At 38.9% G+C, this 20,652-nt stretch carries 20 protein-coding genes; 8 read left to right on the plus strand and 12 right to left on the minus strand.

Features of this window, described 5'->3' with window-relative positions:
• Positions 1-229: 229 nt before the first annotated feature.
• Complete coding sequence (locus tag ACFSKV_RS01070) at positions 230-817, plus strand: coiled-coil domain-containing protein (RefSeq protein WP_380799711.1); 588 nt, start codon at positions 230-232, stop codon at positions 815-817.
• Between the two features lie 144 nt (positions 818-961).
• Positions 962-1,534: an LOG family protein gene (locus tag ACFSKV_RS01075; RefSeq protein ID WP_380799713.1), complete on the plus strand. Its 573-nt coding sequence runs from the start codon at positions 962-964 to the stop codon at positions 1,532-1,534.
• Positions 1,535-1,658: 124 nt separating this feature from the next.
• Here ACFSKV_RS01075 and ACFSKV_RS01080 read toward each other — a convergent pair whose 3' ends face one another.
• The 4 genes from ACFSKV_RS01080 to ACFSKV_RS01095 form a co-directional block, all read right to left on the minus strand.
• On the minus strand, positions 1,659-2,141 hold the full coding sequence (locus ACFSKV_RS01080) for a GAF domain-containing protein (protein ID WP_380799715.1): 483 nt from the start codon (positions 2,139-2,141) through the stop codon (positions 1,659-1,661).
• A gap of 27 nt (positions 2,142-2,168) precedes the next feature.
• Positions 2,169-3,194: a bifunctional diaminohydroxyphosphoribosylaminopyrimidine deaminase/5-amino-6-(5-phosphoribosylamino)uracil reductase RibD gene (ribD, locus tag ACFSKV_RS01085; protein WP_380799717.1), complete on the minus strand. Its 1,026-nt coding sequence runs from the start codon at positions 3,192-3,194 to the stop codon at positions 2,169-2,171.
• Positions 3,195-3,198: 4 nt separating this feature from the next.
• Positions 3,199-4,005, minus strand: a complete 807-nt coding sequence (locus ACFSKV_RS01090) for a DUF4382 domain-containing protein (RefSeq protein ID WP_380799718.1) — start codon at positions 4,003-4,005, stop codon at positions 3,199-3,201.
• 84 nt (positions 4,006-4,089) lie between these two features.
• Positions 4,090-4,941, minus strand: a complete 852-nt coding sequence (locus tag ACFSKV_RS01095; RefSeq protein WP_380799720.1) for a DUF4382 domain-containing protein — start codon at positions 4,939-4,941, stop codon at positions 4,090-4,092.
• Between the two features lie 117 nt (positions 4,942-5,058).
• On the opposite strand from ACFSKV_RS01095, the gene dgt reads away from it, so the two are divergent.
• Complete coding sequence (dgt, locus tag ACFSKV_RS01100) at positions 5,059-6,411, plus strand: dGTP triphosphohydrolase (protein WP_380799721.1); 1,353 nt, start codon at positions 5,059-5,061, stop codon at positions 6,409-6,411.
• Positions 6,412-6,421: 10 nt separating this feature from the next.
• Here the strand turns inward: dgt and ACFSKV_RS01105 are convergent, their stop codons facing one another.
• The 3 genes from ACFSKV_RS01105 to ACFSKV_RS01115 are packed head-to-tail and all read right to left on the minus strand — an operon-like array spanning position 6,422 to position 8,808.
• Positions 6,422-7,450 carry an oxidoreductase gene (locus tag ACFSKV_RS01105; protein ID WP_380799848.1) on the minus strand — a complete coding sequence of 343 codons (1,029 nt, stop codon included), beginning with the start codon at positions 7,448-7,450 and terminating at the stop codon, positions 6,422-6,424.
• Between the two features lie 28 nt (positions 7,451-7,478).
• Complete coding sequence (locus tag ACFSKV_RS01110; protein WP_380799722.1) at positions 7,479-7,991, minus strand: FKBP-type peptidyl-prolyl cis-trans isomerase; 513 nt, start codon at positions 7,989-7,991, stop codon at positions 7,479-7,481.
• 43 nt (positions 7,992-8,034) lie between these two features.
• Positions 8,035-8,808, minus strand: a complete 774-nt coding sequence (locus ACFSKV_RS01115) for a sulfite exporter TauE/SafE family protein (protein ID WP_380799724.1) — start codon at positions 8,806-8,808, stop codon at positions 8,035-8,037.
• An 86-nt stretch (positions 8,809-8,894) separates the two neighbouring features.
• On the opposite strand from ACFSKV_RS01115, the gene ACFSKV_RS01120 reads away from it, so the two are divergent.
• Both ACFSKV_RS01120 and ACFSKV_RS01125 read left to right on the plus strand, forming a co-directional pair.
• The gene (locus tag ACFSKV_RS01120; RefSeq protein WP_380799725.1) at positions 8,895-9,536 is read left to right on the plus strand and encodes a plasmid pRiA4b ORF-3 family protein; all 642 of its coding nucleotides are present in this window, start codon (positions 8,895-8,897) and stop codon (positions 9,534-9,536) included.
• Positions 9,537-9,577: 41 nt separating this feature from the next.
• Complete coding sequence (locus ACFSKV_RS01125; RefSeq protein ID WP_380799726.1) at positions 9,578-10,390, plus strand: ion transporter; 813 nt, start codon at positions 9,578-9,580, stop codon at positions 10,388-10,390.
• Here ACFSKV_RS01125 and ACFSKV_RS01130 read toward each other — a convergent pair.
• The 3 genes from ACFSKV_RS01130 to ileS all read right to left on the minus strand — a co-directional run bounded on the left by ACFSKV_RS01130 (position 10,387) and on the right by ileS (position 15,149).
• Positions 10,387-10,992, minus strand: coding sequence for a hypothetical protein (locus ACFSKV_RS01130; protein ID WP_380799727.1), 606 nt, complete (start codon positions 10,990-10,992; stop codon positions 10,387-10,389). The two genes, ACFSKV_RS01125 and ACFSKV_RS01130, sit on opposite strands and share 4 nt — an antisense overlap.
• A gap of 39 nt (positions 10,993-11,031) precedes the next feature.
• Entirely contained in the window at positions 11,032-11,694 is a 663-nt protein-coding gene (locus ACFSKV_RS01135) for a lipoprotein signal peptidase (RefSeq protein ID WP_380799728.1), read from the minus strand.
• Between the two features lie 74 nt (positions 11,695-11,768).
• Complete coding sequence (ileS, locus tag ACFSKV_RS01140) at positions 11,769-15,149, minus strand: isoleucine--tRNA ligase (protein ID WP_380799729.1); 3,381 nt, start codon at positions 15,147-15,149, stop codon at positions 11,769-11,771.
• Positions 15,150-15,379: 230 nt separating this feature from the next.
• Between ileS and ACFSKV_RS01145 the strand changes: the two genes are divergently transcribed.
• Both ACFSKV_RS01145 and ACFSKV_RS01150 read left to right on the plus strand, forming a co-directional pair.
• The gene (locus ACFSKV_RS01145) at positions 15,380-15,832 is read left to right on the plus strand and encodes a DUF1569 domain-containing protein (protein WP_380799731.1); all 453 of its coding nucleotides are present in this window, start codon (positions 15,380-15,382) and stop codon (positions 15,830-15,832) included.
• Between the two features lie 304 nt (positions 15,833-16,136).
• Positions 16,137-16,691: a hypothetical protein gene (locus ACFSKV_RS01150; RefSeq protein ID WP_380799733.1), complete on the plus strand. Its 555-nt coding sequence runs from the start codon at positions 16,137-16,139 to the stop codon at positions 16,689-16,691.
• 75 nt (positions 16,692-16,766) lie between these two features.
• On the opposite strand, the gene ACFSKV_RS01155 is transcribed toward ACFSKV_RS01150, so the two are convergent.
• Together ACFSKV_RS01155 and ACFSKV_RS01160 are read right to left on the minus strand one after the other, a co-directional pair.
• Positions 16,767-18,452 carry a DUF885 family protein gene (locus ACFSKV_RS01155; RefSeq protein ID WP_380799734.1) on the minus strand — a complete coding sequence of 562 codons (1,686 nt, stop codon included), beginning with the start codon at positions 18,450-18,452 and terminating at the stop codon, positions 16,767-16,769.
• 88 nt (positions 18,453-18,540) lie between these two features.
• Positions 18,541-19,410, minus strand: coding sequence for a helix-turn-helix domain-containing protein (locus tag ACFSKV_RS01160; RefSeq protein ID WP_380799736.1), 870 nt, complete (start codon positions 19,408-19,410; stop codon positions 18,541-18,543).
• A 194-nt stretch (positions 19,411-19,604) separates the two neighbouring features.
• On the opposite strand from ACFSKV_RS01160, the gene ACFSKV_RS01165 reads away from it, so the two are divergent.
• Positions 19,605-20,513, plus strand: coding sequence for a dihydrodipicolinate synthase family protein (locus ACFSKV_RS01165; RefSeq protein WP_380799738.1), 909 nt, complete (start codon positions 19,605-19,607; stop codon positions 20,511-20,513).
• The last annotated feature ends 139 nt before the right edge of the window (positions 20,514-20,652 follow it).

The raw sequence follows: 20,652 nt of genomic DNA on the forward strand, positions 1-20,652 counted from the left end.
TAAATAGAATTGTTGGGCTGCTGTTAATTCCCTGAATTACAAATATTAAAATTGTTTTTTTATAAACATTAAATTGAATTTTATTATTATTTCTTTAAAAAATGCATTTTTTCTAGTCATATTTTTGTTAATCTCATTCAAAAAAGGCATATTTATTGATAAGCTTATAAAAATAGGCAAAAACCTAAATGAAATAATAGCTCTGTATTACAAAACCCGCTTATTGCTAATGAAAAATCTCTTAATTGTTGTAATTATTACCTTTTTTAGTCTGAATACAGCTTCATTTGCCCAAGAAGGGGGTTCCTTGAACAGCGGGACCATATCAAGCCAGTTTGATTACATAAATTCCATTTCAAACAATTACCAGGAATTCAAGGTAATTAAAAAATCAAATCTTGATAAACTAAGGAAAAATGTTACAGATTCTTTGAACGTTTTTAAGGAAGAAATAGCCAATATCAGTATCGACCTAAAACAGAAGCAGGATCAGATTGCAAAAATGGAAGCTCAAATTGAGGAAGTTCAGGATCAATTGCAGAAGGCTGAAGAGGCCAGGGACAGCTTTGCATTTTTAGGTATGCCTATTCATAAATCTGCCTATAGCAGTTTGATGTGGACAATCGTTTTTGGTTTATTGGGAGCATTCCTGTTTTTCCTCTACCAGTACAGTCAAAGTCATAAGGTGATTTCCAAGGCCAGGAAAGATTTGGAAGAGACGAGAGAGGAATTTGATCAACATAGGAAAAATACTTTAGAAAGGGAGAGGAAATTAAAAAGGGAATTGGTCGATGCACTTAATCAGAAAACAATATAAAGTATTCAAATTAAAGAAATGTGAAAGGCTGTCTCCAATGTGAGACGGCCTTTTTTATTTGGAATGTCCTGAAAGAAAGATCAAATAAATTCTATGGGATTCAATTGCATTTATGATACAGTCTTTTTTTATAACTTTATCTTTATGAAAAAAATTACAGTTTACTGTGGGTCCAATAAAGGAAAAGACTCAGCGTATGCGGAAGCCGCCAGAGCATTGGCAAATGAAATGGTCAAGAGGAAACTAGCCTTGGTTTATGGGGCTGGAAATGTGGGTTTGATGGGGGTAATTGCAGATGCTATGCTAGGGGCAGGAATGGAAGTATTTGGTGTAATTCCTAAGAAATTGGTTGATATTGAAGTTGCCCACAGGGGATGTACAGAGTTGACTGTGGTGGAAACTATGAGGGACAGAAAATGGCTAATGGCGGAAAAAGGAGATGGATTTATTGCCATGCCAGGAGGGATAGGTACATTTGAAGAATTGTTTGAAATTATGACCTTGAACCAATTGGCCTATATTCAGAAACCATTGGCCCTGTATAATGTGAATGGCTATTATGATGGTCTATTATTATTTTTAAAGCATGCTGCGAAAGAAGGGTTTTTACACCAGGCACAATTGGATTTATTGATTGTTGGGGATAATCCTGCTGACATTTTGGACAAAATGATAGCTTTTGAACCCAAACATATTGATAAATGGGAAGTCAAGTGAATTGGAAAAATACAAACTTCAAGCTCCAAAATTCAAGTGGAATTACCAATTGCCAATTACCAATTGCCAATTACCAATTGCCAATTACCAATTGGTCTGATTAAAAGAATGTATTTTTAGGATTTCAACAGTGTTTGCTGACCAATTCCATGAGTTTTTCAAGAAAATAAGCGTCTTCTAAATCAAAATCATCCAGTTGGTCACTGTCCACATCCAACACTATCCAGACAAGACCATTTTTAAACCCAGGAACTACGATTTCTGATTTGGAGGCGGAACTACAGGCAATGTGTCCGGGAAAAGCATCAACATCGGGGACCAGTTGGGTCTTACCCTCCTTCCAAGCGGTTCCACAAACACCTTTTCCAAGCCCAATTCTTGTACATGCCAAGGGACCCTGGAAAGGGCCTAATACCAACTGGTCTTTTTTAACCAAATAAAATCCAACCCAAAAGAAATCAAAAGCCTCTTTTAGCACAGCAGTTACATTGGCAAGATTGGCATAACTGTCCGTTTCAGAGGAAATCAGAGATTCAATTTGGGGCAATATGGATTCATATTTTTCTTTTTTTGTTGCTCCCTCAGGGATAAAAATTGATTCTGCCATAAAGTTTTTCGGATTGACGATTATTTTTTAATGTGGGGAGATTAGCCTTAATAGATCTCCCTGAATGTCAATTTCTTCTTTAATAATACCATTAATGTTAGGAGCCTGAATTCCGGCACCAAATTTCTTCTTCCCAATAAAAACCCTAGCTTCATCCCAAAGTTCCAATTGGATAAATTTATTGAGTAACTGAGCGCCCCCTTCAATAATAATACTTTGGATTTTTCTCACGTGGAGGTCCTCCAAAATATCCGATATTTCAAAGCCTTCCCGTAGTTTTATCCATTCTAAATTATTTTGATTACCGGATTTTATCTGGTTATAACGGAGCGTGGCTTGGCTTTTATCAAATAAATGAAGATTGCTGTCAAGAATTAATTCTCTGTCGACCACAATTCTGATAGGGTTCTTTCCAATCCAATCCCTTACATTGAGCTTTGGATTATCATATTTAGCAGTTTGGGTTCCCACCATAATCGCATCTTCCTGCGTCCTCCATTTGTGAACCAACTGTCTACTATACACATTGCTGATCCATTTTGAATCGTAATTCTCTCTTGCTATAAAATTATCCTGAGTTTGAGCCCATTTAAGGATTATATAGGGTCTATTTTTCTCCATGAAGGTAAAAAATCTGCTATTTTGGGCCCTTACCTTTGATTCCAATATATGAGCAATTACTTCAACACCTGCATTTTTTAGGATTTCTATCCCTTTACCTCCCACCAAAGGGTTAGAATCCACTGCTCCTATTACTACTTTTTTGATCCCTTTTTCGACAAGCAGATCGGCACAGGGGGGAGTTTTTCCCCAATGGGCACAGGGTTCCAGGCTGACATAGGCAGTTGATTCGGAGATCAAATCTTTATTTTTTACTGATGAAATCGCGTTGGGTTCTGCGTGTGGCCCTCCATAGATTTCATGGTATCCTTCCCCAATAATCTGTCCATTATGGACAATGACACAGCCAACCATTGGATTCGGGCTTACCTTTCCTCTTCCGAATTCAGCAAGCTCTATTGCTCTCAACATAAACCGTTCTTCCTTTCCCATTTGATTATTCTCTAAGCCTTAAGTTGATGTTTCCCAATGGCGTGGTCTGCCAAACAGAAACTGGAATACTGTCCAAGGTATCCTGTAAATAAGATTCGTTAAATGGGAAAATAAAAACCGTATATAATGAATCTTCCTCCAGTCCACGTAGGGAGAAATTTCCGGAACTGGGCAGTGTTTCGGTAGAGGCCTTGATTTGGTCATCAAGAACAGCAAGAATAGTGGCACGTTGCCCTACAGGTAAGAGGTTTCCTGAAATATTTCCTCTGGTTAAGGAAGTGAAAGTTCGTAAAACCGGGTCAAGAGTTAATCTGATCTCAGGACCCTGATTGATTTGTATTGATTGGAAGGTATTAAAGTCAAAAAAAAGGTCATGGCTGATTCCTCCTATCAATGGAAAGCTAACTTCAAAAGTGGGACTCGAAGACTCTTGGGAGGCAAAGGTCAATGGGAAACGTTCTCCTCCAACAATGACAAAATTGTCATTACCCAACTTCAATGTCATTTCAATAACGGCGCCTTCAGAAAATTCACCTCTTCCTACTAAATACTGTGAGGTGTTGACCAAGCTACCAACATTCACTCTTTTGTCACCCTGGATATTCGGAAGAAACACCGGTGAAGCATTATCAGAGCCTCTGGTACCGGTAGTTTTGACCTCAGCACCCAAAATTTCCAACCAGACTTCATCAAATTCCCCCGGAGAGCCAATTATGAAGATATTTACCAATGCCCGGTTTGAAGGATTATCCTCAGTACAGGAAAAGGATATGAAAAGTGTGAGGATTGTAAGCAGTAAGGATTTTTTCACTCCCAAAAATAGAAAAGATCAATCAAAAATGAGTTAAAAGAAAAGGAATAAAAAAGCCCGGCTTAAAAACCGGGCTGGATTTTTTTATTCCCCTTCTTCACTTTCTGCAGGGACTTCTTCTACAACTTCTTCAAGTTCGACAGACCCAATATTGGTGACCTTTCCTAGTTCTGTTATAATGTCTTTCAATTCTTTTTCTTGATATCCTTCGTTAGGCGTGAAAATTAAGGTATAATTTCCACCTTTCAATCCTCTGATTACAAATTTGCCATTTTCGTCTGCAAAAGTTCCAACGGAATCTTCATCAATCAAAGCCGAAACGGCAACCGGACTAGCTTCAAGCGGTAAAACTGTACCTTCGATTGTGGCAGACTCTTCAGCAATAACCCTTAAAACAGGTTTTAGGATATACTGACCTGAATTTCCTGCTTTTACAATTGATCTGGATGCATCAAAGTCAATGACCAAATCGTAGGAAATGCCTTCATTTAAAGGTTTGTCAACTTTAAGTTTCAATCCACTTTGTTGCGCACTAGGTGTTTTCAGGTCAAGCCTTTCTCCTCCCTGCATGATGTAATTATCATCCCCAAGGATTAAACGGATCTGGGAAATTTCTCCAGCAGGTATTTCCATTTCACCTAAATATTCAGATGTTCCTCCGGTAAGTGAAAGTAAATTAATTTTTTGATCTTGACTTTCATAAGGTAAATTGATCCAAGCGCTTCCATTGTCCTCATTGTTACCTTTCATTAGGACTTCCACACTTAGGACTTCTATCCATACCTCATCGTAATTTGCCGGAGCATCGATAAGATAAAAATTCACTTTTGCATGACCTGCTTTTATGGAGGAATCAGAATTCTTTTCCATATCACAAGCAGTAATCAAAAACACAGAAACTAGGGCTAAAAGAGCAGATTTAATTAAATTTTTCATAAAATTAGGGCGATGATTTAACAGGGAAGGTTTAGCAAGGCTTATGCCAAAAAATTCACAATATTCTTTTTTTACCATTTTTTGGAAAGATTACTCAGAGCTTTAGTAATTTTGACTATGATGCATTGGGAAAAGTTATTGGCTTCTGGCCGTTTTGATCCATCCAAGAAACATTTGGATGTTAAAAAATCTCTTAGATCGGAATTTGAAAAAGACTATGATAGAATAATTTTTTCATCGCCTTTCAGAAATCTTCAGGATAAAACGCAGGTTTTTCCACTTCCTGAGCACCATTTTGTTCATACTAGGCTGACTCATAGTTTGGAAGTATCCAGTGTGGGAAGGTCATTAGGAAAATCAGCAGGGGAATTTCTGTTGGAAAAGTACCCTGAAATCAAGGAGAGTGGAATCCAAAGTTCTGACATTGGGGCAATTGTTGCGGCAGCCGCTCTGACCCATGACATCGGCAACCCGCCATTCGGGCATGCCGGTGAGGAAGCAATATCAGATTTTTTTAGATACCATGAATATGGACATGTTTGGCAACCCCATGTTAAAATAAATGAATGGGATGACCTCTGTAATTTTGAAGGGAATGCCCAGGGATTTAGAATGCTTGTTTCACAGGACAATGGACTGCAGCTTTCATATGCTACTTTGGCAGCATTTACCAAATACCCAAGACCAGCCCATATTTTTGAAAGAATTAAAGGTAGAAGAAGTCAAAAAAAATATGGTTTTTTTTCCGATCAGATTATAGATTATTCACATCTGGCCATGGTGCTAGGTATTACCAAGATCAATTCTGAATGCTGGTTAAGGCATCCTCTGGCCTTTTTGGTGGAGGCAGCAGATGATATTTGTTATAGCATCATTGATCTGGAGGATGGATGTACTTTAGGCCTTGTAAGTTTAGAGGAAACGATAGCCTTATTGGCTGAAATACTTGGAGATACCTTTCAACCAGGAAAACTTGAAAAATATAATTCCAATTCACAGAAGCTGGCTATTTTAAGGGCTTTGGCCATCGGGAAACTGGTAGAGGAATGTGTCGTGGCATTCCAGGATAAAGAGGAAGAAATGTTGATAGGTGAATTCGATCAGGCCCTGACGGATATTATACCTTCAGCCGCAGCGCTTTCCCAGATTTCAAATATATCCATTCAAAAAATTTACCGTTCCAAGCCGGTTTTGGAAAAAGAAGCTGCAGGATTCCAGGTTTTGGAAGGATTACTGGAAGTCTTTTCAAAAGCTTTGAACCACAAATTCTATCAAACAGAATTATATTCAGGGAAAGATAAGAGCATATTAAGGTTACTTCCTGAGGATTTCCCTTTGGAAGGCTGGGGCGAACAGGTCAATCCTTATCCTTTACTTAGGGCCTTAGTGGATTTTATTTCCGGGATGACCGACAAATCTGCCCTTTCTTTGTATAGAAGGGTTAAAGGGATTTCATTGCCTGGAACTTAAAAATGAAAATTTAAAGTTCTATTCTTCTACCCGCCTCATTACTTAAAAAGGCAGCTTCTATGATTTTTAAGACCAAAATTGCTTCTTCCATTTTAACTTCCAATTCCGATTGACCGAGTATAGTTTCTGCAATATTGCTGTAAAAATTCCGATAATCCCCACGTTCTGTTGGATAGGAAGTTGATGCATTTTCCAAATGTATGATTCCCCAGGCATCAGAATTTTCCAATCCCCAATTTGCCCCTTCAGGTTTTTGGCCAGCTTTAAAAGCTTTTTCCTGAACATCCAAACCGTATTTGACATAAGATCCCTTTTCACCTAAAACCAAAAATTTAGGTAAAGGAGCATTCACCAGTACACTTGCAGTCAATCTGACTTTGACATTTTCATACATCAGTGAAATGTCAAAAAAATCATCTGCAATGGCTCCTGTTCTTTGTTTGAGTATTTCGGCATAGACCCATTTGGGTTTTCCAAATAACATGACGGTTTGGTCAATCAAATGGGTACCAAGATCATAGGTTATCCCGTTTCCAGGGACATCCTTTTCCCTCCAATTATCTGTCAAGGAAGGTCTGAATCTATCAAAATGAGACTCAAAGTGGACAATCCTGCCAAGAATACCCTCATGCAGAATCTTTTTGATGGTCTGGATGTCCCCATCCCAACGCCTGTTTTGAAAAACTGATAGCACCAGATTTTTATCTTCTGCCAAGCGTTTGAGTTCTTCAGCTTCGTGAGAATGGATTGTCACAGGTTTGTCCACCACCACATGCTTTCCGGCTTCTAAGGCCATTTTTGCATAGGGGAAATGAAACTCATTTGGTGTAACGATAACAATCAGATCAGCAAAGTTGGCCTTCAGCAATTCTTCCAGACTTCTGAAGATGCGGATTTTGGGATATTTTTCTTTTGACTTTTCCTGTTTCCTTTCCACTACTGCCACCAAATCCAGGTCCTCACATGCGCTGATTAAAGGTGCATGAATTTTTTCTCCCACTGATCCGTACCCCACCAATGCTGTTCTGATTTTTTTCATCATTTCATTCTTAATTTTTCATTCTTCATTAATGGTGATGCCCGCCAGGACCATGAACGTGCCCATGGTCAATCTCCTCTGGTTCTGCATCCCTGATGGATACTACTTCTCCTGAAAAATAAAGGTCTAAACCCGCCAAAGGGGAATTGAAATCCATATGAACTCCCTTGTAGTCAATTTTTATGATTTCTCCTCTTAATTGATTTCCCCGATCATCCTGCATGGGTATAACCTTTCCCACCTTTAATAAGTCTTTTTGTTTTTTACCGTCTTCCTTGAAATTGGCCTTTGGGAGGATTACTTTTTTACTTTCATCATAATCACCATAGGCATTTTCATAATCGATAAATACCTCAAATTTATCCCCAACTTCTTTTCCTTCCAAGGCCGCTTCCAAAGCAGGCAATATATGCCCTGTACCAAAAAGGAAATAAAAGGGATGGTCTTTGGTCACCTTTTCAAAAAATTCCTTACCATTTTCCCCGTCGTCTATATGAAGTTCATAGGAAAGGGCAACAACTTTATTTTTTTCTATTTTCATTAGATTCAAGTTTTAATAAGCACATAAAAATAAGATAAGTATTTTAAATCCAACCAGCCCCTAAAGCAATTGAAATTAAAATCAACATAGTGGCCACAGTGATTTGGAGAAATTTGAGCGTGACTTTTTTCAATAATTTATTGCCGATATAGGCGCCAGCTATAGCCGATAAAGTGGTAATCAAAACCAATTGGATATTATCGATCAGATCGGTTGATAGAAATCTTGTAGCATATACACTCAAACGGGTGAAGTCTACAAAAGTGGAAACCACTACTGCTGTACCGATAAAAGCTTCCTTTGAAAGTCCTGCCTTGATCAAAAATGCAGAACGCAAAGCCCCCTGATTGCCTGAGAGGCCCCCGAAGAAACCGCTCAATGCACCTCCAATCGGGAGTTTTTCTTTACCGAATTGCAACTTTTGGAAATAAGGGATCAAGTCCATCAAAGCAAAAATGATCAGGAGAATGGAAATGAGAAATTTTACCGGTTCGACAATAAAAGTTTTTCCGAACATATCATAACTAAAAAGGGGATCCAAATCCGTGATGTTGAGCAATACCCAAGAGCCCGCAAATGCGGAAATTACCGCAGGAATGCCAAAACGGATCAGTACATCTTTGTTTGCATTTTTACCCACTAAGGCCAGTTTGAACAGGTTATTGAAAAAATGAACCACTCCTGTCAATGCGATGGCCAAATCCACAGGGAAAAAAACCATAAAAACAGGCGTCAATATCGTTCCCAAGCCAAAACCTGAGAAAAATGTCAGGGTGGCGACAAGAAAAGCTGAAAGGGAGATGATTAATATTTCCACGATTACAATGAATATAAGGGTTGGATTTAATTCAACCTTTCCCTTGATTTAATTTTTACTTTTGTTTGTTCCTAAATTAAAGGTATATGTCGAAAATAATTCCATTATTCCCAAAACTATTCAAGCTCAAGATCAACCTTGAAAATATGCCTTTCAATATTCACAGAAAGGTTTTGGTACCAACTGATATAGACATGTATGAACTTCATCTGATCATTCAGGTAGCTATGGGCTGGGAAAATTGTCATTTATTTCAGTTTGGTGACAAGAAAAAGAAACCTAAAATTAGGGTCCAACATGATATAGATGAAGACGATTTATCGGGGCATCATTCCGATTCATTTGAAGCAGAGGAGTTGTCTCTTATGGAGTTTCTTAACTATACAGATGGAAAAACCTTCTGGTATTGGTATGACTTCGGAGATGATTGGTGGCACAAAATTTCCATTCAAAAAGTCACAAAAAAGGAATTGGCTGATTTTGACGATACCCCTTTATGTACTGAAGCGGCAGGACTTTGTCCACCTGAGGACTGTGGAGGTCCCTGGGGTTTTGCCCAATTGGCAGAAGCTATTAATGAGCCAAAACATCCGGAATACAAAAATTTCAGGGAATGGCTGGGAATCAAAGGAAGAAAGAAGATTGATTTTGATTATGTAGATATAGATGCCATCAATGACAACCTTGATTTACTTTGGAATGAATGGGTTTTTGGGGATGAGGATTAAATGGTTTTTGTTAAATTACATTTTAAATCACTTGAAAAAAAATGTCATTAATTCCTTCCAAATCCCGCCTTGCCCATATTGTATTTGAGCATGATGATAAGGCATCAAAGAATTTCGATTTATGGGTACTTGTTTTGATCTTAGCCTCCTTGTTGGTGGTTATTTTAGATTCAGAACCTTCCCTTAATGAGAAGTATCATCAGGAATTTTATCTTCTAGAATGGATTTTCACTCTTTTATTTACAATAGAGTACTTTTTGAGATTATGGCTGAGCAATAGGAAATTAGGCTATGTTTTTAGTTTTTATGGAATGGTTGATTTATTGGCAATTATCCCAACCTACTTGAGTTTATTTCTAATCAACACCCAATTTTTAGTTGTTATAAGAGGCTTGAGATTATTGCGGGTGGTAAGGATATTTAAGCTGGCCCGTTATATGAGGGAGGCCGATACGCTCAAAAAAGCACTTATAAATAGCCGAACCAAAATCCAGCTTTTCGTTGGGACTATTTTGACTGTAGTGTTAATAACGGGAACAGTCATGTTTATTGTGGAAGGGCCTGAAAGTGGATTTACCAGTATCGGGGTTTCCATGTATTGGGCAATAGTAACATTGACTACTGTCGGATACGGTGATATCACTCCTCTTACCCCTATCGGAAAATTTCTTTCTGCTGTCATCATGTTGTTGGGCTATGCAATCATTGCTGTTCCAACAGGAATAGTTTCCTCAGAATTAACTGCTGTGAAAAGAGAGTCTAAACAAATCACAAAAAAATTCTGCAAAACCTGTAAAACCAGTAATCTCGATGAAGATTCCAATTATTGCAAATATTGCGGGGAACAGCTTTAATCTTCCACTGCCAAAAACACCATTCTTGAAGTGGGGCCTGTAGTAAAAATAAAGAGTTTATTGGAATGGATTTCAAAATGTGTAGCTTTTTCCAATCCCTCAAAATAATACTTATCGGCATATGCTTCTTCTAAAGTAATGGCGGCCCCTGGATGGTAGTCCTCTTTTTCTATTATTGCCATGTCAATCGAAGGCATCTCCACTGAATAGCATCCTGTAACTTTAGAAAGGAGACCATAGGCATTAAAATTCATCCCATTTTCGCAACCATATTGATTTGGGTCAGATGATTTGGGAAGGAATTCAAGCATCATTTTGGGCGGATTTTCAGGATCTTCGCCCATGAAGTAAAATGAAGCAAATCTTCCTAAGCAGGTGCCATTATCCATATGTCGTAATTCTGAATCCCAGAAACCGATATATTCCCAGGAACTTATAAAAGGGAATTCTCCTTCCTTATCGCTTAGGTCGAATGCGCATACATTAAACCTATTTACTGGAGGAGGCGTGATAATCTCTTCCTGAATTGATGGTTCCTCTTCCCTAATACTACAGGAAAGCAAGAGGCAAAACAAAAAGATAAACCAGGAAGTGGGCTTCATCTCACCAAGATACTCATTATTATGAAATTAGTGGATAATTTATGAATTGGATGAAGAAGCATTTTCCTCACCCTCTATAAATTGTCTTTGGATTTCATCAATTTCCTCGGGTTTTTCCTGTTTCAGCCCTTCATTGAAAAACCTTCCCTGAAATATAAGAATGATAGCCACCCCAACAAAAATGGATGCATCCGCAATATTGAAAATCGGCCAAAGGGCTGTATAACTTCCCCCCCATATTGGTATCCATTCAGGAAGAAAACCCTCCCATATATCAATATAAAACATATCTATTACCTGACCGTGAAACCAAGGCGTAGGGGCATTGAAAGGAGCGTTATTCAGCCAAACCCCATAAAAAATACTGTCAATTAAATTACCAATGGCACCTCCCAGAATCATGGAAATGCAAATGATATACCCTTTGGACATTTTTTTATTGATAATATGGTACAGGTAGTATCCTATTCCAACCATGGCTACCAAACGGAAGGTAGTCAGGATCAGTTTGCCATATTCAGTACCCAGCTGCATGCCAAAAGCCATTCCTGGATTGGTGGTGTAATGCAGTTTAAACCATTCACCAAAGACTTTTATTTGCCCGGGTGTACCGAAATCCATTTGGTAATGAACGACCATTTTCACAGCTTGGTCAATGATGATGACCAAAAGGGCAATTCCAAAATATCTGAAATATTTCATTGATTTCAATTCAAAGCCACAGATTAAGGATTTTTTACGTCAAATTCCCCAATTGTGGCTGATTATTTTATTTATTATACTTTTTCGACTTTAACGGTCAGTTCAAAATCATCCATATCTAAAACCGTTCCCTCGCTGAGGGTACCATTGACCTCCAATGTCAGTGCCTGGGTTTCAGTTTGGATATAGGAGGCAAAATTTTTCAGAGCTGCATCGACCAAATCATCATGTCTGGCAACTTTGATATTTATTTTGTCCTGTACTTCGAGCCCCATGTCTTTACGGAGATTTTGAATCCTGTTGACCAGATCCCTGGCAATGCCTTCCTGCTTCAGATTTTCAGTCAATGTCACATCCAATGCGACAGTCACCCCCTGATCTGAGGCCACGGACCATCCCGGGATATCCTGGGAACTGATCAAAACCTCATCTAAAAGCAGATCAATATTTTCACCTTCCACATTTACTGAAATCTTCCCGTTTCTTTCTATTTCAGCAATTTCTTTCTTGCCCCAACTATTGATAGCCGCAACTACAAAGCGCATTTTCGGGCCCAATTTTTTTCCCAAAACCGGTAGATTTGGCTTCACACTTTTGACCAATATATCAGAAGCGTCATCGATATATTCGACCGCTTTGATATTCACTTCTGATTTGATAAGCTCTTCCACGTGTTGGATTTGCTTCTTTGTCTTTTCATTCAACACCGGGATTAAAATGCGTTGAAGTGGTTGACGCACCTTGATACCGATTTTTGGATTTTTCCTCAAGGAATGCACCAAAGAGGAAATCCTTTGGGCCAAATCCATGCTTTCTTCCAGATCTTTATTGATGAGGCTATAATCAGCCTTTCTCCAATCCGTAAGGTGGATAGATTCTTTGTGATTTTTAGAGGATGCCGTCAGGCTTTTATATAACCAGTCAGCGTAGAATGGTGCAAACGAGGACATCAATTGGGTCAGGCTCAGCAAACATTCATACAATGTTTCGTAAGCGGCCTGTTTGTCCAGACTCATATCTCCTCTCCAGAATCGTTTCCTTGCCAAGCGAACATACCAATTGGACAATTGATCCACCGTAAAATTCATGATCGCTCTGGTTGCCTTGGTGGCATCGTAGTTGTCCATAGCAGATTCCACCTCTGCAATCAAAGATTGAAGCTTGGAAATGATCCATTGGTCCAATTCAGCTCTTTCTGCCACTGGAACCGATTTGTCCATGGCATAAACAAAAGCATCCAAATTGGCATATAGGGCGAAGAAATTATAAGTGTTTTGTAAAGTTCCGAAAAACCTTCTCTGCACTTCAGCCACTCCTTCCAGGTTGAATTTCAGGTTGTCCCATGGATTGGCATTGCTTAACATATACCACCTCAGGGCATCCGGGCCATATTCTTTCAGCGTCTTAAAAGGATCAATGGCATTGCCCAGCCTTTTGGACATCTTATTGCCATTTTTATCCAATACCAGGCCGTTGGCAATGACATTTTTAAAAGCGACAGAATCGAACAGCATTCCCGCTATGGCGTGAAGTGTAAAAAACCAACCTCTGGTCTGGTCTACTCCTTCTGCTATATAATCTGCAGGATAGTTCGCTTTGAAAATATCCTCATTTTCAAAAGGATAGTGCCATTGGGCATAGGGCATGGCCCCGGAATCAAACCAAACATCTATGAGGTCAGATTCTCTGAACATCTTTTCTCCTTTGCTGGACACCAAAACCACCTCATCCACATAAGGCCTGTGAAGATCAACTTCTTTTCCTTCAAAAGGAGAGTCCTTCATAAAACCTTTTGAAATTGACTTGGAAATTTCTTCATTTAGTTCTGCAATTGACCCTATGCATTTTTCTTCTGAACTATCCTCGGTTCTCCAAATTGGTAAAGGTGTACCCCAGAATCTCGATCGGCTCAGGTTCCAATCAACCAGATTTTCCAACCAATTGCCAAATCTTCCTGTACCGGTTGCCTCCGGTTTCCAGTTGATGGTTTTATTGAGTTCCACCAACCGGTCTTTGTAAGCAGTGGTTTTTATAAACCAGCTTTCTAAAGGATAGTAAAGGATAGGTTTATCTGTTCTCCAGCAATGTGGATAGCTGTGTTCGTATTTTTCAACCTTAAAGGCCTTGTTTTCATTTTTCAGGATGATGGATATGATGATGTCTGTGTTTTTATATTCAGCAGCCTGCTCATCATCATCGGTGTAATTTTTAACATAAAAATCATTTTCACCAAAATTCTTGTGGGCATGTATACCATGTTCCTTCATTTTGGCGGCGAGATATTCTCCTACTACAGGGAGGAATTTTCCCTGTTTATCCACCACTGGTACCTCATTGCCCAGTTCATCCTTTACAAAAACTCCGGGGACGTTATTCTGCACCAAAGTTCTAAAATCATCTGCACCAAAGGCCTTCGCCAAATGAACAATCCCCGTACCATCCTCAGTAGTGACATAATCTCCCGAAACAACAGTGAAAGCCGGATAGGGCAAAGCGATTCCTTGAATTGGGAACAATTGTTCGTATTCCCAACCCAACATATCTTTTCCTTTGAATTCAGAAATTATTTCATAAGGGATTAATTTATCTCCGGCTTTGAAATCTTCCAGGGTGAGATCTTTTGCTTTTGGATTAAAGTAAGCCCCCATTCTTGCTTTGGCAAGAATAGCTGTCATTGGTTCATAGGTGTAAGGATTAAAAGTTTTCACTTTTACATAATCCAGATTTTCCCCTATAGCCAAGGCAGAGTTGGAAGGTAATGTCCATGGAGTAGTTGTCCAAGCCAAAATATAGGTGTTTTCCTGCCCTTTAAGCTTGAATTGAGCGGTGATGGAAGTGTCTTTGACATCTCTGTAACAACCAGGTTGGTTAAGTTCATGGGAACTTAATCCCGTACCGGCTGCCGGGGAGTATGGCTGAATGGTGTAACCTTTATAGAGCAACCCTTTTTCGTAGAGCTTCTTCAATAAATACCAAAGACTTTCAATGTAATTAGAGTCAAAAGTGATATAGGGATCATCCAAATCAACCCAATAGCCGATTTTTTCAGTAAGGTCATCCCACTCGTTTTTGAACCGCATTACTGTCTCCCGGCATTTTTGGTTGTATTCTTCAACAGAGATTTTTTTTCCGATATCCTCTTTAGTAATTCCCAGCTCCTTTTCAACCTGCAGCTCCACAGGAAGTCCATGGGTATCCCATCCTCCTTTTCTTTTCACCTGAAAACCTTTTAGGGTTTTATACCGGCAGAAAATATCTTTCAAAGTCCTTGCCATTACATGGTGGATACCCGGTGTTCCGTTTGCCGACGGGGGACCCTCAAAAAAGGTAAATGTTTCCGCTCCTTCCCTGTTGGCTACGGATTTATTGAAAATATCGTTTTCTTTCCAGTATTGCAGGATGCTTTCTCCTATCTGTGGATAATCAACTTGTTTGTACTCCTGGTATTTTTTCACGGTATTCCTTGCTTTTTTTAAATTTTGAACAGGCAACTTACCTTTTCAAAAACAAGCAGATCAGATAAAGATTGCCTCTCTATGGGACAAGTGGCTCTTTCTCAGAAATGCAGGCGCAAAGTTAAGATATTTTATAGCAAATGGGATAATTTAATACGGAATTCAGTGTTGAAGTTGGCCTATCTTTTGCTATGTTGGAGGTTTATTCGCGATGTGAATAATTTTTAACAATGAAGAAAACTATTTTAAACCCTTTAGTGGTAAGGGAAATCCTTGAAAGGGCAGATCAACTTCAGCCACAAAGTCAGGCATTGTGGGGCAAAATGAATGTAACAGAGATGCTGTCCCATTGTAATTTGGCGCATCAATCGATTTTAAAAGCCCCCAAAGCCTCTGTTAAAGCAACATTCAAACAAAAGCTTGCGAAGCTATATTTTTTCTATTACAAAAAAGAATTCCCCCGCTATGCAAAAGGACCTGAAAAGTTTGATATGAGGGGTAAAGTGGATGCTCTATTATTTGAAGAAGAAAAATCCAAGTTTTTTCATATTGTCAAAAAATTCTCCAACCTGGAAAGCCAAATGGAAGCTGTACATCCAAGATTGGGCCCTCTGAACCACAAGTATTGGGGCAAGTTTGTCTGGATGCATTTAGACCACCACTTAAGGCAGTTTGGGGTTTGATAAATTACCAATTACCAATTACCAATTTCTAATTTTCAATTTTCAAAATCCAACTTGCAAAGTTCAAAACATTGAAATTTTGACATTTGGTAATTGTGTTTTGATTAATTGGACTTTGTTTTGGTATGGTCTTTTTTTGTGATAAAAATCATCTCTATAGGAGATAATATTCTAAATATGAAGGTGGTAATTTTTTTAAATTTAGGTTGATTCCTGCTAGGAGTTGGGAGGTTCAACCTTGAAAAATTAAGGTGATAAGAAAACTAGATTTTTTATTTAGCTGGCATTTTCAACTATATAAAGAATGGACAAATTTATAATCCTTTTAATCATTATGCTCACTTCTCCTTCCCTTGCTTTTTCCCAAAAAGCAAAGCAAAAACCGAAGGATATTTATTTAGTATGGGTTAATAAAATGGACAAAAGTGAAACCATAATGGGTAATTTGCTGGATTTGGGAGAAGATCAAATTATTATGCGGACTGAAGGAGGTACTTACCTTGTAATTCCGGTTAAGGAAATTCGAACTCTTAAGTTTAATGAAAAGGACGCAGCTAAGAAAGGGGCGATGAGGGGAGGAGCGCTAGGTTTGGCAGGAGCTGTTATAGGAGGGGTAGTTTATCTATTCAGTGGTGAAAAATCGGAAGATGCCGGCAGTGAAATTGGTGGCTTTATTGCTGCAACTGTAGGCCTTACGGCTATTCTTGCTGCTTATGGGGCTATGCAGAGTTCGGGAAAAGACAGCTATCTCATTAAGGGAAGAATTGATGAATATCAGAAGCTTAGAGAAAGTTTGCAAAGGTACGTCATGAAAGATGAGGTAATTGAAACTGGTTTGGAAAAAACCGAACATTTTTGAGTAATGATCTGGACAAAAAGAGAAGAGCCTTTTCTTATACATGAGAAAAGGCTCTTGTAGTTTAATAAATGATTATCAATCCAAAAACCTCCAACTACTTTTGAAATCCTTTGGAATATCACCCTTCATTCTTGCCCTGAGCAGCTCTATAGGGGTATAATTTTGGGTAATAAAGAAATCGTGAAATTCTTTTTCGCTCATATTGCCACCTTCTACCATTTCCTTTCTTAATCCATACACCTGTAAGCCTCCAATCATGTATGCCAATTGGTATAAGGGACCATAGCTTCCTTCAAAGGACCTTCTGACTTCAGCTTCTGCATTGGCACGTTCATGACCAACCCTGTCCACCAGGAAGTCTATGCATTGCTGAGGTGTCCATTTGCCAAGATGGTAATTGAGCGAGAATACGATCCTGGCAGCCCGGTGCATTCTCCAGAATAACATTCCAACCCTATCTTCGGCGTTTCTAGGAAAATTTTTATCCCAAAGATTGAATTCCCAATATAAGGTCCAGCCCTCCACCCAAAATGGCGTATTGAATACCCTTCTGTGCGGAAAGTGGCGTTGATTCATAAATTGTTGCATATGATGTCCAGGTATCAGTTCATGTTGAACGGTTGCCCTGGAAAAATGCGGGTTGTTGCCACGCATACTCATCATCTTTTCTTCATGCGTCATGGTGGAGGTGGGATAGGAGATGATGATGGTTTCCCCGCCAAGGAAGAAAGGACTTACCTTTTGCCTTTCAGCAGACATCATGGTCGTTCTCCAGGTTTCCTTGGCCATATCCGGAATGGTCAAAAGATCTCTTGACTCCAAAAACTCAATGGCTTCCTCTGCCATCTCTGCGACCATTTGGGGCCATTCCCCGGCTGGCACATACGTGTTTTTCACATATTCGAGGGCTGCTTTCCAATCCTTGCCAAATCCTAGTTCTTCTGAAGCTTTGATCATTTCCGCTTCGCACCAGGCATATTGCTTTTCCCCTTCTTTGAGTAATTCTTCTGCAGTGTATGGAATCATATTATAGGCCAATTCTTTTTCAATAGCCAGTTTGCCAACTGGTTTTCCGATGATTCCAGATCCATCGTCCTTCACCACAGTATTTTCAAAGTGATTTTTCAAAAAGGCTGCATATCCCTGAAGTGTTTCATTCATGCTTTCCATGGGTTTTTTCATCCACCAGGTGAATTCCGGATCATAGTCATTATAAAAATTGTAGGCTTCCTCTGTACTTTTCCGTAAAGCATCCACGGTTTGGGAGGCCAGATCAGCCTTTTGCCAGGAATCATAAGGCTTTGACTTTTTTAAAGATTCCCAATTGGATTTAATTGTATCTTCGGTTTTAGTGAAGGAAGCAGCAAGTTCTTGGGCATTTGGCTTAATGGCCATCCTCCTGCTTTGGTAGAACTTTTCCAGATCAGCCTTGAAATCCACTACGTGACTTACTTGCATGAAATCCTCATAGGCCAGTCCATGGAAGAAAAGTTCTTTTTCCAGATGGTTTTTGAAAAGTTGGTAATCCATTTTTCCATCCAAAGAATAAGACTCATAGGGCATGTTTTCCAGGGCTTTTAACCAGTCTTTATAGAGTTTGTCTAAGCGCTGAAAATATTCATCGGATAGTGGGTTACTGTACTTTCTGGCCAATGCTCCTTTGTCTGCCAGATAGCTGCTGATAGCCGGATAGAGCTCTGTGGCAAATGAAGTTCCGAAAATTAAAATACTAAGTAGTAAGGAAACTAAACTTTTTTTCATGACTGAAACGTGTTGAATACATTTAGGAGGATATAATGTAGAAATAAATTTCATAAAAGTTATGTCAAAGGCAAACTCATCATAATCACTATAATAACTTTGATCTATACTCCTTTGGAGTTTCCCCTTGTACTTTCTTAAATGCCCTGTTGAAATATGATAGATTCTGAAATCCGCATTGGAATGCTATCTGGGAAACGGAAAGGTCAGAGTCCTGTAATAACTGGCATGACTGATGGATACGGACCTGGGTAAGGAATTCGGTAAAAGTCTTACCTGTTCTTTCTTTGAAAAACCTGCAAAATGCCTCTTTACTCAGGTTGCCAATATCTGCGACTTCCTGTAATGAAATGTTTTGGCGACTTTCTGAAAGAATATATGACATCACTCTCCCCATTCTTTTTCCTTCGGTTTCTGAATAATCTTTGTATGGGATAAGTTTATTGAGTAATAGCATATCTTCCCTTTTTTGCAAATAATTGAGGATCTGAAGAGCCAATAAAATCCTTTTTAAACCTTCTTTTTCACCAATATCGTTAAGGGAATCAAGGATTTTTGATTTGGTTTCCCCTACTACCCTGAAGCATCCTTTGGTATGTTGCTTCCATTGGAGTAATCCTGAAAATTCTTCTACCTCCAGTAGACTTTTCCCCAAAACCTGAAAATCAAAATAAAGTGAAAATCCCAAAGAGAATTTATCAGAAGTAAGGTCAAAGAATTCAGGATCAGACCTAAACACATGGGGCATGTTGGCTGAAAAAAGAAACATATCTCCTGGCTCAAACCTGCCCAGATAATCTCCTACCATAAGATGGCCTTTACCTTTTTTAATTAGAGTCAACTGCCACTCAGGATGTTGGTGCAATTTGTCATAAAAATACTTGGCTGCATCCACTTGAAATCGGACAAATTCTTTGTTTGACTTAGGGATTTTAAAGGGGATGACTTTTCGTTTCATAAATAGAATGCAGAAATTTGAATAAATTGTTGTTCTTATAGCCTTTTGGCGATTTTATTAAGTGCTAATTTGATATAATATTATTAATTTGAGAGCAAATAATTTTCAAAAAAATCAATATAGTATTAGTAAAGACTAATTGTGTGGAAGAAAAAAGTTAGTCTTAACTTTACCTTTGGGAAAAATCAATAACTATGAATTGGCAAGGCGTATTTCCGGCAGTAACTACCAAGTTTCATCCTGATGGCAGCTTGGATATGGACATGTTTTTTAAGAATCTGGACTTTCAATTGGAATCCGGAGTTCATGGGATAATTCTTGGTGGGACTTTAGGGGAATCATCGGTGCTTTCTTTGGAAGAAAAAATCCAATTGACCTGCGGAACAGTTAGGCACATAAATGGTAGGGTCCCGGTTATTTTAAATATAGCTGAAGGAGCCACTAGGGATGCTGTTTTCTGGGCAGAAAAGGCCAAAGAAATGGGGGCATCAGGTTTAATGTTGCTTCCTCCGATGCGCTATTCAGCAGATCACAGAGAGGTAGTCACTTATTTTAAAACAGTAGCCAATAGCACGGACCTTCCCATTATGATTTATAATAATCCAGTAGATTACAAGACTTTGGTGACCTTGGCCATGTTTGAGGAATTGGCCGAATGCCCCAACATTCAAGCAATTAAAGAATCTACCCGTGATATTTCCAATGTGACCAGAATGAGGAACCGCTTTGGGGACCGATTCAAAATTCTTTGCGGTGTGGACACCCTGGCGATGGAAGAACTGGTCATGGGAGCTGATGGCTGGGTGGCCGGCTTGGTTTGTGCATTTCCCAAAGAAACTGTTGCAGTATATAATCTAGTGAAGGAAGGTAATTACGAAGAAGCCTTAAAAATTTACCGTTGGTTTTTGCCTTTATTGGAACTGGATATTCACCCGAAATTGGTTCAGTATATCAAATTGGCCGAACAAATGGCAGGTATTGGTACCGAATGGGTACGTGCCCCAAGATTGACATTGGTTGGCGAAGAAAGGGTAAAGATAGAGAATATTATCAAAAGGGGTTTGGAACATAGGCCAAATATTGTAAATACCATGGTGTATTAAATGAATGAAATTATTACATGTCGCAGGAAAGCAAAAATACTCTTATCCTAAAGACCGGATAGCGAAATAAAAATAATTAGGACTAGCCCACAGTTTATATTTCTCTTATATTTCTGCTTTCTTTTCATTTAAGCTCTAA

The organism is Shivajiella indica, assembly GCF_042683085.1.
In the GTDB taxonomy this organism is placed as follows: domain Bacteria; phylum Bacteroidota; class Bacteroidia; order Cytophagales; family Cyclobacteriaceae; genus Shivajiella; species Shivajiella indica.

Excerpts from the sequence above, each read along its gene's own strand:
- ACFSKV_RS01070 (WP_380799711.1), top strand. The coding sequence starts at position 230 with ATGAAAAATCTCTTAATTGTTGTAATTATTACCTTTTTTAGTCTGAAT.
- ACFSKV_RS01075 (WP_380799713.1), top strand. The coding sequence starts at position 962 with ATGAAAAAAATTACAGTTTACTGTGGGTCCAATAAAGGAAAAGACTCA.
- ACFSKV_RS01080 (WP_380799715.1), bottom strand. The coding sequence starts at position 2,141 with ATGGCAGAATCAATTTTTATCCCTGAGGGAGCAACAAAAAAAGAAAAA.
- ribD (WP_380799717.1), bottom strand. The coding sequence starts at position 3,194 with ATGGGAAAGGAAGAACGGTTTATGTTGAGAGCAATAGAGCTTGCTGAA.
- ACFSKV_RS01095 (WP_380799720.1), bottom strand. The coding sequence starts at position 4,941 with ATGAAAAATTTAATTAAATCTGCTCTTTTAGCCCTAGTTTCTGTGTTT.
- dgt (WP_380799721.1), top strand. The coding sequence starts at position 5,059 with ATGATGCATTGGGAAAAGTTATTGGCTTCTGGCCGTTTTGATCCATCC.
- ACFSKV_RS01105 (WP_380799848.1), bottom strand. The coding sequence starts at position 7,450 with ATGAAAAAAATCAGAACAGCATTGGTGGGGTACGGATCAGTGGGAGAA.
- ACFSKV_RS01110 (WP_380799722.1), bottom strand. The coding sequence starts at position 7,991 with ATGAAAATAGAAAAAAATAAAGTTGTTGCCCTTTCCTATGAACTTCAT.
- ACFSKV_RS01120 (WP_380799725.1), top strand. The coding sequence starts at position 8,895 with ATGTCGAAAATAATTCCATTATTCCCAAAACTATTCAAGCTCAAGATC.
- ACFSKV_RS01125 (WP_380799726.1), top strand. The coding sequence starts at position 9,578 with ATGTCATTAATTCCTTCCAAATCCCGCCTTGCCCATATTGTATTTGAG.
- ACFSKV_RS01130 (WP_380799727.1), bottom strand. The coding sequence starts at position 10,992 with ATGAAGCCCACTTCCTGGTTTATCTTTTTGTTTTGCCTCTTGCTTTCC.
- ACFSKV_RS01135 (WP_380799728.1), bottom strand. The coding sequence starts at position 11,694 with ATGAAATATTTCAGATATTTTGGAATTGCCCTTTTGGTCATCATCATT.
- ACFSKV_RS01145 (WP_380799731.1), top strand. The coding sequence starts at position 15,380 with ATGAAGAAAACTATTTTAAACCCTTTAGTGGTAAGGGAAATCCTTGAA.
- ACFSKV_RS01150 (WP_380799733.1), top strand. The coding sequence starts at position 16,137 with ATGGACAAATTTATAATCCTTTTAATCATTATGCTCACTTCTCCTTCC.
- ACFSKV_RS01155 (WP_380799734.1), bottom strand. The coding sequence starts at position 18,452 with ATGAAAAAAAGTTTAGTTTCCTTACTACTTAGTATTTTAATTTTCGGA.
- ACFSKV_RS01160 (WP_380799736.1), bottom strand. The coding sequence starts at position 19,410 with ATGAAACGAAAAGTCATCCCCTTTAAAATCCCTAAGTCAAACAAAGAA.
- ACFSKV_RS01165 (WP_380799738.1), top strand. The coding sequence starts at position 19,605 with ATGAATTGGCAAGGCGTATTTCCGGCAGTAACTACCAAGTTTCATCCT.